The sequence below is a fragment of the Mesorhizobium sp. M7A.F.Ca.ET.027.02.1.1 genome (assembly GCF_004022985.1).
GTDB lineage: Bacteria > Pseudomonadota > Alphaproteobacteria > Rhizobiales > Rhizobiaceae > Mesorhizobium.
Genome location: NZ_RZOL01000164.1, coordinates 1 through 13,133, shown reverse-complemented (window position 1 = coordinate 13,133; position 13,133 = coordinate 1). Strand labels below are relative to the sequence as shown.

At 61.8% G+C, this 13,133-nt stretch carries 12 protein-coding genes and 1 pseudogene; 6 read left to right on the top strand and 7 right to left on the bottom strand.

All coding sequences use genetic code 11. The features are described 5' to 3' along the window. Both EN749_RS18720 and EN749_RS18715 read left to right on the top strand, forming a co-directional pair. Positions 1 to 378 (top strand): annotated as a pseudogene (locus EN749_RS18720) (alanine dehydrogenase); the annotation flags it as partial. Positions 379 to 583: 205 nt separating this feature from the next. Next, positions 584 to 1,891 carry an outer membrane beta-barrel protein gene (locus tag EN749_RS18715; RefSeq protein WP_128363682.1) on the top strand — a complete coding sequence of 436 codons (1,308 nt, stop codon included), beginning with the start codon at positions 584 to 586 and terminating at the stop codon, positions 1,889 to 1,891. Between the two features lie 234 nt (positions 1,892 to 2,125). On the opposite strand, the gene EN749_RS18710 is transcribed toward EN749_RS18715, so the two are convergent. From EN749_RS18710 to EN749_RS18685, 6 genes are all read right to left on the bottom strand, one after another. Continuing rightward, positions 2,126 to 2,593 (bottom strand): DUF1203 domain-containing protein, encoded by a 468-nt coding sequence (locus EN749_RS18710; protein ID WP_128363681.1) that lies wholly within the window; start codon positions 2,591 to 2,593, stop codon positions 2,126 to 2,128. A 167-nt stretch (positions 2,594 to 2,760) separates the two neighbouring features. Beyond that, positions 2,761 to 3,318, bottom strand: a complete 558-nt coding sequence (locus EN749_RS18705; protein WP_127271734.1) for an OmpA family protein — start codon at positions 3,316 to 3,318, stop codon at positions 2,761 to 2,763. 111 nt (positions 3,319 to 3,429) lie between these two features. Continuing rightward, positions 3,430 to 3,993, bottom strand: coding sequence for a GNAT family N-acetyltransferase (locus tag EN749_RS18700; protein ID WP_127272758.1), 564 nt, complete (start codon positions 3,991 to 3,993; stop codon positions 3,430 to 3,432). Positions 3,994 to 3,998: 5 nt separating this feature from the next. Then, on the bottom strand, positions 3,999 to 4,865 hold the full coding sequence (gene sseA, locus EN749_RS18695; RefSeq protein WP_128363680.1) for a 3-mercaptopyruvate sulfurtransferase: 867 nt from the start codon (positions 4,863 to 4,865) through the stop codon (positions 3,999 to 4,001). A gap of 39 nt (positions 4,866 to 4,904) precedes the next feature. After that, positions 4,905 to 5,648 (bottom strand): alanyl-tRNA editing protein, encoded by a 744-nt coding sequence (locus EN749_RS18690; RefSeq protein WP_128363679.1) that lies wholly within the window; start codon positions 5,646 to 5,648, stop codon positions 4,905 to 4,907. Continuing rightward, a complete protein-coding gene (locus tag EN749_RS18685) occupies positions 5,648 to 6,682 on the bottom strand; it encodes a cysteine synthase A (protein ID WP_127810399.1) in 1,035 nt (344 codons plus the stop codon). Before EN749_RS18685 ends, EN749_RS18690 begins: the two co-directional genes overlap by 1 nt. 328 nt (positions 6,683 to 7,010) lie before the next feature. Here EN749_RS18685 and EN749_RS18680 point away from each other — a divergent pair, with 328 nt between their 5' ends. Both EN749_RS18680 and EN749_RS18675 read left to right on the top strand, forming a co-directional pair. Next, positions 7,011 to 7,832: an SDR family oxidoreductase gene (locus EN749_RS18680; RefSeq protein ID WP_023812065.1), complete on the top strand. Its 822-nt coding sequence runs from the start codon at positions 7,011 to 7,013 to the stop codon at positions 7,830 to 7,832. A 78-nt stretch (positions 7,833 to 7,910) separates the two neighbouring features. Next, entirely contained in the window at positions 7,911 to 8,885 is a 975-nt protein-coding gene (locus EN749_RS18675; RefSeq protein WP_127810398.1) for an alpha/beta fold hydrolase, read from the top strand. A 100-nt stretch (positions 8,886 to 8,985) separates the two neighbouring features. On the opposite strand, the gene EN749_RS18670 is transcribed toward EN749_RS18675, so the two are convergent. After that, complete coding sequence (locus EN749_RS18670; RefSeq protein WP_127810397.1) at positions 8,986 to 10,407, bottom strand: DEAD/DEAH box helicase; 1,422 nt, start codon at positions 10,405 to 10,407, stop codon at positions 8,986 to 8,988. Between the two features lie 408 nt (positions 10,408 to 10,815). On the opposite strand from EN749_RS18670, the gene EN749_RS18665 reads away from it, so the two are divergent. Next, positions 10,816 to 12,348: an acyl-CoA carboxylase subunit beta gene (locus EN749_RS18665; RefSeq protein WP_128363678.1), complete on the top strand. Its 1,533-nt coding sequence runs from the start codon at positions 10,816 to 10,818 to the stop codon at positions 12,346 to 12,348. A 7-nt stretch (positions 12,349 to 12,355) separates the two neighbouring features. After that, on the top strand, positions 12,356 to 13,133 hold a 778-nt coding region (locus tag EN749_RS18660), incomplete at its 3' end, for a M48 family metallopeptidase (RefSeq protein WP_128363677.1).

The following is a 13,133-nucleotide window of genomic DNA, read 5'->3' as shown; positions in this document are numbered from 1 at the left end:
CCAAAACTGGTTTCGCGCGAAATGCTGTCGGGCATGAAGAAAGGCTCGGTGCTGGTCGACGTCGCCATCGACCAGGGCGGCTGCTTCGAGACCTCGCACGCCACCACTCATGCCGAGCCGACCTATGAGGTCGACGGCGTCATCCACTATTGCGTCGCCAACATGCCCGGTGCCGTGCCGGTCACTTCGGCCCACGCGCTCAACAACGCGACGCTTCACTACGGCCTGCAGCTCGCCGACAAGGGCCTGAAGGCGCTGGTCGACGATCATCACCTGCGCAACGGCCTCAATGTCCACAAGGGCAAGATCACCAACCGGGCAGTCGCCGAGGCGCTCGGCTACGAACTGGTCGAGCCGAAAGCCGTTCTCGCCGCCTGATTCCGCGAGAACAGCCCCTTTCAATCCAGCCCGCCGGTTCCATGCCGGCGGGTTTTTTCTTGCGAGCCTGTTTTTCAGGCAAAGCATGGCGTCGAAAGATGTGACGCAACGGCACTTTGCTCATCATTGTTGCATATTTGTCATTCCCGTACCGGCCGACTCCCTGCTAGAGACATTCTGGGTTTACTCATTGGGGTACGGGCATATGTTCATTCGCACATCCGCGAAATCTTTTCTTCTTGGTGCTGTTTCTGCTGTGGCTTTGATGTCTGCTGCTCATGCAGCAGACGTCGTGCAGCCGGTAGAAGAAGCTGCCGGCTTTAACTGGAGCGGCCTCTACGTTGGTTTTGGCGTCGGTGCCGGTGCCAACGTACACGAGCTCGGCGGCGATTTTATTCCAATCTCGCTGAACGGCATTGGTGGCGAAGGCGTCTATGGTGAGCTGACGGTTGGCTATGACTATATGGTCTCGCCCCGGTTCCTCATCGGCGGTCTGCTGGACGCTCACGTGGGCAACATCAAGACCACGCTGGACATTACGGGGTTCGACGCTTCGATCAAGGAAACCTACGGTTTCGACGCTGGCCTGCGTCTCGGCTACCTCTTGACGCCGAACACTCTGGGCTACGTGCTGGGTGGCTATTCCTGGCAGAAGTACAAGCTCGATACGAACGCCGGCTTCGACTTTGATTGGGATCAGAGCGGGTATTTTGTCGGAGGTGGCATCGAAACGGCCATCAACAGCAATTGGACGATCAAGACTGAGTATCGCTATACGGGCTTCGGGACCAAGGACGATCTTCTTTCCGAGGCTGGCATTGTCGGGGTTCCGGACGGTCTCCTGAATCTTGACACCTCGCGCCATACTTTCCAGATCGCAGCCAATTACCGGTTCGGTGCCCAGAACGGCGGCGGCGCTGCATTCGAGACGCCAGCCTACAACTGGACCGGATTCTATATCGGCGGCGCTGGTGGTGCCGGTGCGTCCGTGCATCAGATCAACGTTCCGCCGCTCGGCGGCCTGGAATTCAATGGTCTCGGTGGCGAAGGTGCCTTTGGTGAACTGAACGTCGGCTACGATCATGACTTCGGCAGCTGGGTCGCAGGCGTCATGGTCGATGCACGCTACTCCGGCATGACTTCCAAGCTGGATCTCGGCGGCGGATCGATCAACGTCGATACCGACTATGGGTTCGATGTGTTGGGCCGCGTCGGCATGAAGATGAACGAATCAACCCTTGCCTATGCGCTTGCCGGCTACAGCTGGCAGCATTTCGATCTGAACGCTTCCGACCCGATCGGCGACATTCTCGACTGGGGTTCCAGCGGTTTCTCGGTCGGTGGCGGCCTTGAAACGGCTCTGTCCAGCAACGTTACCGTCGGTCTCGAATATCGCTATTCGCAGTTCGCCGAGAAGGATTTCTCTTCGGAGTTGGCGCTGCCTGACGACACCATCACCTCCAAGTCTTCCTTCCATACGGTGCGTCTCGGCGCAAAGTACAAGTTCAACTAAAAGGCCCTCCAGCCAAACAGTTGCAGCCCGTCGGCCATGCCGGCGGGCTTTTTTTATTGCTCGAATCTTTCCGCTCCAAACGCAGGCAACAAAAAAGCGGAGCCAAAGCCCCGCTTCCTCGATGTCGAGATTTACCGCCGGTTCATCCGCGGTCGGCAAATCGATCGACAATGGCTTTCTATCGCGACTATGCAACGGGAGTACGACAACTGTTTCCAGCGGCTAGTCTCAGCCTCAAGCGCGCTCGATGCGGCACTGGTAGCAATTGTTGCGCGCCGAGCGGACATGGACGTAGGCGATCTCGTCGCGTTCGAACAGCGTCTCGGCCCGTGCAGCAATTGCCGGGGTCGGGATGACGCCGCCGCTGCCATAGACGATGCGATCATCCCTGCCATAGCCGCGCACGATGTAGTCGGGGCTTTCGAGAATCTCGGGCAGCGCCTCGCTCTCGGCAGCGCGGTCGCATTCCTCGCCATGCAGGAAGATCGGCCCCGTTTCAGCATAGGGCTGAAGCTGCGGGAATGGCCGGTACGCCAGAACAAGATAGGCATCGCCGGCGGCGATGTTCTTCAAGCAATGCCGGCAAGGCATGCCGTCACCGTCGGAGATCTTTCGCTCGGGCATTTGGCCATAAGCATCGATCCCGCCGCGCTGCAGCGTCCTGACACCTTCGGTCGGCAAAGCTTTGAACTGGATGGTCATGGAAAATCTCCGGTGTGGTCTACCGGAAATTATCCCTTTGAACTCTCGCCGCCCACCCGATTCCTGCCAGATATCGAAGAGCCGGTCGCCCGTCGGCGACCGGCTCTCATCCGGCTCTCATCAAGTCCCGTCGAAAGCGCCGGCTAACTAAAATTCAGAGCTGCGGCTCAACGGATGAAATCGTCGAAGCGGCGCAGTGTCACCCGGCGATTCTGCCAGTTTTCGTTCTGCGTCTGCACCAGCAAAAACTCTTCGCCATAGCCGACTGTCTCGAGAGCATGACCCGGCACGCCGAATTCGCGCACCAATGTGCGCTTGAGCGAAGCGGCGCGCTGTTCGGACAGAGCCTGATTCGACTGGAAGGAGCCGACGGCGTCGGTGTGGCCCTCGATCAGCACCCGGGCGCCGCGATCGCGGCGCAGGATGCGCCGCAGCGCGTCGGCAATGGTCTCGATCTTGTCGTATTGCGAGTTGGCAATAGCCGCCGAACCGAAGGCGAAGTTGATCGACTGGATATCGATCGAGCGGGCCATGCGGCGCAAATCCGGGCGCCGCTTGAATTCGCGGATGGTGACGCGCTCGTTCGGCCGCAATTTCACCCGCGGCGCCGCCTCGAGCTTCCGCTCGATCGTCGCGGCCGAAGGCGTTGTCGCCTGGGCTGCGGCCAGGCTTGGCATGGCAATTGCCGCGATCAGCGCGGCGGCAAGTGTACGGCGGGTCAGCATGTCTTCGTCTCCTTCGGCCTTGGCCGCATTGATGGTGCCGGCAACATGCCAAAAACAGCCTGAAGGGCCGATGAACGGCGGGTTCAGATTAGAGCTGGTGTCAGCTTCCGGCTAGGGCCGCATGACGCTGGCCGCACGCTCGGTGAAAGGCAGCGGATGGACGATTTCCCTCTTTTGCGCCACCGGTGCAAAGCCGAGCTTCTGGTAGAGCGGCAGAGCCGCCGGATGATCGAGCGTGCAGGTCTGCACCGTCACCCGCTTCGGCCCATGCGACCATGCGGCGGCGATCGCGGAGCCCAGGAACCAGCGGCCGATGCCTTGCCCGGTGGCATGTTCCATCATGCCGAAATAGGCGAGTTCGACTTCTTCCGGCAGATGCGGCTTGAGATCGAAGAAGCCGGCGGGCGCGCCGTCGAGGTAAAGGACCCTGATGTCGCGATCCTCACGATGGATGCCGGCGGAAAGCTCGTCGTCATCCAGCCTCAGCACATTGACCCAGTGCCATTTGCGCCCCACCCGGTCCATCAGATAGCGGTAGAAATGCAGCGGAATGTCCTTGGTCTTCAGCAGCGCGACCTGACGGTTATACGGCACAGGCGGCGAATAGGCCGGAGGCACATGCATCTCGAGGAACGTCACCGTGACTTCGATGTCTTCCAGCGCGCCGTTTTCCATCGTCTTCATTCCTTGCCGGTCACAACGGGGCCGGTCGCCACGGGCGTGTCGGAAAGCCCGCCCCACTCCGTCCAGGAGCCGTCGTAAAGCCTGTTGTTCGTATGGCCAAGCGTTTCCAGCGCCAGCGTCACCACCGCCGCGGTAATACCGGAGCCGCATGAAGTGACGACAGGTTTCGACAGATCGATGCCGGCCTCCTCGATCACCTTGCGCAGACGGTCCTTCGACAGCAGCTCGCCATTTTCCGACAGCGCCGAATAGGGCAGATTGCGCGCGCCGGGCATATGGCCGGAGCGGATACCCGCGCGCGGCTCAGGTTCAGTGCCGGTGAAGCGGCCCGGTCCACGGGCGTCGGCGATCTGGCTCGCCCTGGTGTCGACGATCCCGCGCATGTCGGCGAGGCTGGCGACGCGCCCGGCGTCGAAGTCGGCATGAAACACGCTTGGCGCGATCTTGGTCGGTTCGGCCGTCACCGGCCTGCCGGCGGCTTTCCAGCCATCGAAGCCGCCCTCCAGAATATAGGTCTGAAAGACGCCCATCACCCGGAACATCCACCACGCCCGGGGTGCGGAGAAGAAACCCGGGCCGTCGTAGACGACGATGGTGTCATCGGCCGAAACGCCCATGGCACCGACATACTGGGCAAAATGCTGCGGCGACGGCAAGGTATGCGGCAGGGGCGAATCCGGATTCGAAACGGCATCCTGATCGAGAAAACGTGCGCCCGGGATGTGGCCCGACTCATACTCGCCGCGCGCATCGCGCCTCTGCGCCGGGAGATACCAGGATGCGTCGATGATCGTCAGGCCCGGCTCGCCGAGACGTTGCTGCAGCCAGTCTGCGTCGACGGTGAAGGGGCTGTCCTCGGCCATTTTGTTCTCCTGCTCGCTTTTTGGCGATCACTGTCCTGTTCAGTTTGCCGGCATCGGCCCAAAGCGGATGCGGAAGCGCCGGTTCTCGCGGCCCTTCTTCTCGATCTTGCCGATGTGGATTTCGCCGACTTCGGCGGTGCTTTTCACATGGGTGCCGCCGCAGGGCTGGCTGTCCACCGATGCGTTGTCGCCGATACACACCAGGCGGATCTTGCCTGTGCCCACCGGCGGCCGAACGTTCTTGGATTTCACCAGGCCGGGATTGGCGGCCAGGTCTTCGTCACTGATCAGCCTGACAAAGATCGGATGATCGGCCCGCACCAGGTCCATCAGCCCGGCGGTGACGTCCTCCTTGGTGAAGCCGGCATCCGGAGCGTCGAAGTCGACACGGCTGTCGTCCTCGGAAACCGAGGCACCGGTGATCGGGAACGGGCAGACGACGGTAAGCAGGTGGCAAGCCGCGTGCATGCGCATCAGGAGATGCCGCCGCTCCCAGTCGATCGCCAGCCTCAGCGCCTCGCCGGGCTGCGGAACCGCCTGCTCCGGCGCTGGCACGTGTATGATCTCGTCCTTGGTCTCACCGGTGAGCGTGGCGGCAATGATGATACGGCTGCCGTCGCCACGTTCGAGATACCCGGTATCGCCCGGTTGGCCGCCCGAAGTGGCGTAGAAGATCGTCCGGTCGAGGATGATACCGCCGCGATCGTTGACGGCAACGACCGTTGCGTCCGCCGTCCGCAGATAGGCATCGTCGCGAAACAGGGCGTCCGTCCTGTTTGCCATCACGCGACCTTTTCGAACGGCACCGGAATTGTGCTCTTCAGTTCCATCCAGCCTGGCACCGGCAGCTGCTTTTCGCGCAGGAATTCCGGGTTGAACAGTTTTGATTGATAGCGCGTGCCATAATCACAAAGAATGGTCACGATGGTGTGGCCGGGACCTAGTTCCCTGGCCAGACGGATCGCGCCGGCTATGTTGATGCCGGTCGAGCCGCCGACGCAAAGGCCCTCTTCCTGGATCAGGTCGAAGACGATCGGCAGCGCATCCTCATCGGGGATCTGGAATGAAAAATCCGGCGTGAACCCTTCGAGATTGGCGGTGATGCGCCCCTGCCCGATGCCTTCGGTGATCGAGCTGCCTTCGGACTTCAGCTCGCCGCTGGTGTAGAAAGAATAGAGCGCGGCCCCCAGCGGATCGGCGAGCGCGATCTTCACATCCCGGCTTTTGGCCTTCAGTCCGGAGGCGACGCCGGCCAGCGTGCCGCCAGAACCGACCGCCGACACGAAACCGTCGACCTTGCCGCCGGTCTGGCTCCAGATCTCCTCCGCGGTGGTGCGGATATGGCCGTCACGGTTGGCGACATTGTCGAACTGGTTGGCCCAGATGGCGCCGTTCGGTTCTGTCTTTGCCAGTTGCTCGGCCAGCCGCCCCGACAGTTTCACGTAGTTGTTGGGATTCCTGTAGGGCACGGCCGGCACCTCGATCAGCTCAGCGCCGAGCAGCTTGATCGTGTCCTTCTTTTCCTGGCTCTGCGTCTCGGGAATGACGATGACGGTCCGGTAGCCGAGCGCCTTGGCGACCAGCGTCAGCCCGATGCCGGTATTGCCCGCCGTTCCCTCGACGATCACGCCGCCGGGCTTCAGCAGCCCGCGCTTCTCGGCGTCGCGGATGATGAACAGGCCCGCGCGATCCTTGACCGACTGGCCCGGATTCATGAATTCGGCCTTGCCCAGGATCTCGCAACCGGTTTGTTCCGAAGCTTTGTTGAGGCGGATCAGAGGAGTGTTGCCGATCGCGTCGATCACAGAACGGGGCATTCAGGATTCCTTGTGTAGGTGCGCCGAAACCCTAGAAACCCGAAGCTGCGGTTTCAAGGCAAGAATTTGTCTGGTCCAGTCGCATTTGCAGTGCTGTTGTTGCGTCGGCGCTTCCCGAGGCTGGCCTCTTGCGCCACTGTTCATTTCCGGCTGACGTTGAAAAGCGGCTTTTCATTCGATTTCTTCACCGCTAGAGCAATTCCAGGAAAAGTGTGAAACGGTTTTCCGTCCGGAATTGCGTAGAAACAAGGAGATAGAGCAGTTCGCCGTTTCCGTGAAACGGTGAACCGCTCTAGAGCAAAGCACCAACAAGTCGACAGGGCGCAGCATGACACTCTACCGGGCTAACCCGAAGCACGGCGTCGCCTGGATCACGGGCGGCTCAAGCGGCATCGGCCGTGCGCTGGCCAGGGATCTTGCTTCCCAGGGCTATGCGGTCGCGGTGACGGCGCTTGACGACGATCCGATCGACACGCTCGTCGTCGAGACCGCGCAGATGCCGGGCAGTGTCACGGCCTTTCCCTGCGATGTCACCGACGAGCCGCGCATGGCAAGAACCGTCGCCGCGATCGAGAAGGAGCTCGGTCCCATCGTGCTCGCCATCTTCAATGCAGGGAACTACATTTCGACGCCGGGGGAGAATCTTGTCGTCAACGACTTTCGCCGGTCCTTCGAGGTCAATTATTTCGGCATCATCAACGGCCTCGTGCCCGCGGTCGAACGCATGCGTGTGCGGGCGCGCGGCCATGTCGTGCTGGTCGGCTCGGTGACATCCTATTTCGGCTGGCCGACAACGGCCGCCTATGGCGGCACCAAGGCGGCGATCAACATCCTGGCCGAGTCGCTGAAGTATGATTTCGACAAGATGAACGTGCGTATCCAGGTGTTCAATCCCGGCTTCATCGACACCCCGCTGACCGAGAAGAACATGCTGCCCATGCCGGGACTGATGCCGGTCAGCCGCGCATCGCGCCGCATGGCGCGGGGCATCAAGTCCGGCGGCTTCGAAGTCCATTTCCCGCGCCGGACCAGCTGGCCCCTGAAACTGCTCGGCCTGCTGCCGAGGCCGCTGTGCAGAGGGTTTATCAGCCTGATGACCAGTTGGAAGGCGCGGCCGCTGCATTACGACCGCAAGCCCCCGATCGAATAGGCCGCCGGCGAAATTAGCAGGCCCACCGTTTCGGGCCGCCTTGGTCATGGTTGAGACAAGTGCTGCGTGGAGTCTGCGATGGGGCGACGGATCGTGCTTGCTGTGCTGGGCCTCATCGCCATTCTCGCACTGGCCTTCGTGCTCGGCCCGCGCGTTCGCGTCGACACCACGATCCGTTTCGATCCCTCGCTCATCGCTGACGATCCGCAGGCCTATGTGGCAAAGGCGGAAGCCGCCATCCCCGGAATCCGTGACGGGCTGGAAAAAGAGATCGTCTGGGCCGATCCGTTGGTGCATGCTAGGACGCCGCTGTCGATCGTCTACATCCACGGCTTTTCCGCATCGAAGGGCGAGGTCCGCCCGCTGCCCGACGAAGTGGCGGAACAGCTTGATGCCAATCTCTTCTACACCCGGCTCACCGGTCACGGGCAGGATGGCGCGGCGATGACGCAAGGCAGCATCAACGCCTGGATCAACGACTATGAGGAAGCGCTCGCCATCGGCCGGGCGATCGGCGACAAGGTGATCGTCATCTCGACGTCGACCGGCGGCTCGCTGGCGGTCTGGGCGGCAACGCAGCCCGGTGTATCGGACGAGGTGGCGGCGATTGCGTTCATCTCGCCGAACTTCGGCGTCAAGGCTTCGGGCGCCGAGATCCTGACCATGCCGTGGGGCAAACAAATTGCCAGGCTGGTCGCCGGCAAGGAACACAGCTTCGTGCCGCGCAACGCGCTGAATGAAGAATTCTGGACCACCCGCTATCCGATCGAAGCAACCTTGCCGATGCAGGCGCTGACCGAGCTTGCCTATGGCGCGCCGGTGGAGAAGGCGACCATCCCTGCTTTGTTCATCTTTTCTGATTCGGACAAAGTGGTGCGGGCCGACCGCACCCGCGAGATTGCCGGGCGCTGGGGCGCGCCGCATGAACTGGTTCCGGTCGATGACACCGGCGACCCGGACAATCACGTCATTGCCGGCGACGCGCTGTCGCCGTCGACCACGGCGTTTCTGGCGCAAAGGATCGCCGTCTGGATCGAAGCGGTGGTGAAGTAGGCAAACGGAAAGGGCGACCGAAGCATCGCTTCAGCCGCCCTTTCCTTGTCTGTCCCGGCAATCAGCCAGCCTGAGCTTGACTGACTACAACGCTGGCTACTTACGCAGCCCGCGCTGCCGGACGCTTGCCGCCGAAGCGGCGCTTGTTGTTGCCTTTGAAGGCCGGCTTGGCGCCTTCCGGCTTGCGCTCGCCTGCGAAGGCAGGCTTGTCGCCGAAGCGCTTCTTGCCAAAGCCGTTGCCCTTGTTCTCGCCACCGGGCCGCCTGCCGTCGCGACGGCCATTGCGGTCGTTGCGATCATTGGCCGGCTCGAAGCGCTCGTTCTTTTCAGCCGGATTGCGCACCGGATCCGGGCTGCCGAGATGGTCGGCAACGATCGGCAGCTTGGTGCGGATGATGCGCTCGACCTGGCGCAGCTTGCTGTTCTCGGAAGGATCGCAAAGCGTGATCGCGATGCCGTCCATGCCGTTGCGGCCGGTACGTCCGATGCGGTGGACGTAGCTCTCGGCTTCATCAGGCAGGTCGAAATTCACGACATGGCTGATGCCGGGGACGTCGATGCCGCGCGCCGCAATGTCGGTCGCCACCAGAATGCGCACCGAGCCGTCGCGGAAATCGTTCAGCGCTTTCTGGCGGGCATTCTGCGACTTGTTGCCGTGGATGACGGCGGCCTTGAAGCCGTCACGCTCGAGGTCCTTGGTCACCCTGTCGGCACCATGCTTGGTGCGCGAGAAGATGATGACGGACTTCATCGCCTCGTCGGCGAGCATCGTCGACAGAACCTGGCGCTTCTGCTTGGTGCGGGCAAAGACCACGCCCTGCACGATCTCGGCCGCCGCCGTGCTTTGCGGCGCGACTTCAACGCGGATCGGGTTCTTCAGCAGGCCCTTGGCCAGTTCGGCGATTTCATTGGGCATGGTCGCCGAGAACAGCACCGTCTGACGGTCGGGCGCCGTCGCCTTGGCGATACGCTTGACGTCGTTGATGAAGCCCATGTCGAGCATGCGGTCGCCTTCGTCCAGCACCAGCCATTTGGTGTCGGCAAGCACGAGGTCGCCCTCACGCACAAGGTCGGTCAACCGGCCGGGCGTGGCGATCAGGATGTCGACGCCGGGAGCAACCTTCTTCACCTGGCTGAAGCGGGACACGCCGCCGAGCACGAGCGCGGTCGAGACATGCGCGCCCTTGGCGAGGATCTTGATCGTGTCTTCGATCTGCACGGCGAGTTCGCGCGTCGGCGCCAGGATAAGCGCACGCGCCGTCTTCGGCCGGCGCTTGGTGCCAAGCGCAATGATCTTCGACAAGATCGGCAGCGCGAAGGCCGCGGTCTTGCCGGAGCCGGTCTGGGCGATGCCGAAAATGTCACGGCCTTCCATCTGAGGCGGGATCGCCTGTGCCTGGATCGGCTTCGGCTCGGCGAAGCCGGCGTTGTGGGTGGCCTTGAGCAGCGCGCCCGTAATACCCAGTGCCGCGAAACCGGTGAGTTCCGCAGTGCTACCGGGCAAAGTGTTTTCGTTGGTCAAAATAATCTTCTTTCACGCGGCTTCTGGCCGCAAACATCGATGGCGGCAGGGCGCAACCTGCCGTCGAAAAATCTGTGATGAACGACAAGGCGGGCGGACGTATTCGTCCACTCGGCTGCGCTGTCGTGCCCGCAGGCATCATGCCACGGGGCTTTTTCGCCGCTTTGTGATTTACCGGAAAAAGGGCCGATATACCGGAAAGAGGGAAAACAGACGCAACCAGTCTCATTTGCCGAGAAGGCCGGATTCGTTCCCGGCCCAAGCGCCTATGGGCTGCATATGGCTGAGTTCGCCGCCAAATGCAAGGGGCGTCATGCTGCAGCGCAACAAAACCCGTGGCGCAAGCGGCGCTTGCGCTCGCTTGCCGGCACGATTACCACGAAATGCCACTGGCTTGGGAGGTAATCGATGAAAGACGTTCTCAAGGAACTCGAGCGCCGCCGCGAGATCGCCCGCATGGGTGGCGGCCAGGTCCGCATCGATGCCCAGCACAAGAAGGGTAAGCTCACCGCGCGCGAACGCATCGAGGTGTTTCTCGACGAGGGCTCGTTCGAGGAATTCGACATGTATGTCGAGCACCGCTCGACCGACTTCGGCATGGAGAACACAAAGATCGCCGGCGACGGCGTCGTCACCGGCTGGGGCACGGTCAACGGCCGCCCGGTCTACCTCTTCGCCAAGGATTTTACCGTGTTCGGCGGCTCGCTGTCGGAAGCGCATGCCGAGAAGGTCATCAAGGTGCAGGAGATGGCGCTGCGCAACCGGGCGCCGATCATCGGCCTCTACGATGCTGGCGGCGCGCGCATCCAGGAGGGCGTCGCGGCACTCGGCGGCTATGCCGAGATCTTTCAGCGCAACGTGCTGGCGTCCGGCGTCATTCCGCAGATTTCCGTCATCATGGGCCCATGCGCCGGCGGCGACGTCTATTCGCCTGCCATGACCGACTTCATCTTCATGGTGCGCGACACTTCCTACATGTTCGTCACCGGACCGGATGTGGTGAAGACCGTGACCAACGAGACGGTGACCGCCGAGAGCCTGGGCGGCGCCTCCGTCCACACGACGAAATCCTCGATCGCCGACGGCGCCTATGACAATGATGTCGAGGCGCTGTTGCAGATGCGCCGGCTGGTCGACCTGCTGCCGGCTTCCAACACATCGGAGCTTCCCGAGATCGAATGCTACCAGTCGGTCACCGACCATGATTTGTCGCTCGACCGGCTGATTCCCGACAATGCCAACAAGCCCTACGACATCAAGGAACTGATCATGAAAGTTGCCGACGAAGGCGACTTCTTCGAGATCCAGCAGAACTTCGCCAAGAACATCGTCACCGGGTTCGGGCGTGTCGAGGGTCGCACCGTCGGCTTCGTCGCCAACCAGCCGATGGTGCTGGCCGGCGTGCTCGATTCGGATGCCAGCCGCAAAGCGGCGCGCTTCGTGCGCTTCTGCGACTGTTTCTCGATACCGATCGTCACCTTCGTCGATGTCCCCGGTTTCCTGCCCGGCACCGCGCAGGAATATGGCGGGCTGATCAAGCATGGCGCGAAACTCCTGTTCGCCTATGCCGAGGCCACCGTGCCGAAGATCACCGTCATCACCCGCAAAGCCTATGGCGGCGCCTATGACGTGATGGCGTCAAAGCATCTGCGCGGCGACATGAACTATGCCTGGCCGACGGCGCAGATCGCGGTGATGGGCGCCAGGGGCGCGGTCGAGATCATTTATCGCAAGGACATCGGTGACGCCGAAAAGATCGCAGCCCATACAAAGGCTTACGAAGATCGCTTCCTGTCGCCCTTCGTCGCCGCCGAGCGCGGCTATGTCGATGAGGTGATCATGCCGCATTCGACCCGCCGCCGCATCGCGCGCGCGCTGCGCATGCTGCGCAACAAGGATATGCAGAACCCCTGGAAGAAGCACGACAACATCCCGCTGTGAGGCATCGATGTCGCGCTTGGTCCTCTATATGGGAACGCGCTTTGGCAGGTTCGCCATCCTGCTTTTCGCTCTCCCGCTTTTCTGCCCGGTGCTTCTGTGGCTGTTGTTGCTTGACCGGCATCCGCTCATGGTAATAGCAGGTGGTGTCATCGCCATACCGGCCGCGATGCTGGCTTTTGTGCTGTTGATCGGGGCACTGTTTGCCGGCTTTCGCCCCAGCCCGGTGCAAGGCATCTCTCAGGATTCGGCTCCCCAGCTATGGGCCGTGTGGGAAAGCATCGCTGGCAAACATCGCGCCAGCCGAACCACGATCGTTCTGAGCGACAGCCTCAACGCCAGCATAGGGGAAGAGCGTCCATTTCTCGGTCTGCTCGGCCGTCGGGCGGTCTTGACCGTAGGCATTCCATTGCTCGCGGTGACCGACGACAAAGCATTCGCCACGATTCTGGCTCACGAAGACGCACATTTGAAAAACAAGGATACGAACGGCGGGCTCAATCTCGCCGAACTCGACAAAAGTTTCGATTTGGTCTTCGACTACGCTCCCCCAGGAAAAACCGTTTCCGGAAGCCTGTTCTACTTGCTGCTGGGTCCGCTCTCTCAATCACTGGAACGCGAAGAGATACGATTGTCGCGACGAGCGGAAATCGATGCCGATCGCCATGCGGCAAGGTCAGGCGATTCTCACGAAGCAGCGCGCGCGCTGCTCTTGATCGCCGCTGCCGATGCATTTTTCAATGACAGGGTTTACACTCCTCTCAAGCGTGAACTGCTTGGCACGATGG

Coding starts and splice junctions, on each gene's coding strand:
- EN749_RS18715 (WP_128363682.1), top strand. CDS start 584: ATGTTCATTCGCACATCCGCGAAATCTTTTCTTCTTGGTGCTGTTTCT.
- EN749_RS18710 (WP_128363681.1), bottom strand. CDS start 2,593: ATGACCATCCAGTTCAAAGCTTTGCCGACCGAAGGTGTCAGGACGCTG.
- EN749_RS18705 (WP_127271734.1), bottom strand. CDS start 3,318: ATGCTGACCCGCCGTACACTTGCCGCCGCGCTGATCGCGGCAATTGCC.
- EN749_RS18700 (WP_127272758.1), bottom strand. CDS start 3,993: ATGGAAAACGGCGCGCTGGAAGACATCGAAGTCACGGTGACGTTCCTC.
- sseA (WP_128363680.1), bottom strand. CDS start 4,865: ATGGCCGAGGACAGCCCCTTCACCGTCGACGCAGACTGGCTGCAGCAA.
- EN749_RS18690 (WP_128363679.1), bottom strand. CDS start 5,648: ATGGCAAACAGGACGGACGCCCTGTTTCGCGACGATGCCTATCTGCGG.
- EN749_RS18685 (WP_127810399.1), bottom strand. CDS start 6,682: ATGCCCCGTTCTGTGATCGACGCGATCGGCAACACTCCTCTGATCCGC.
- EN749_RS18680 (WP_023812065.1), top strand. CDS start 7,011: ATGACACTCTACCGGGCTAACCCGAAGCACGGCGTCGCCTGGATCACG.
- EN749_RS18675 (WP_127810398.1), top strand. CDS start 7,911: ATGGGGCGACGGATCGTGCTTGCTGTGCTGGGCCTCATCGCCATTCTC.
- EN749_RS18665 (WP_128363678.1), top strand. CDS start 10,816: ATGAAAGACGTTCTCAAGGAACTCGAGCGCCGCCGCGAGATCGCCCGC.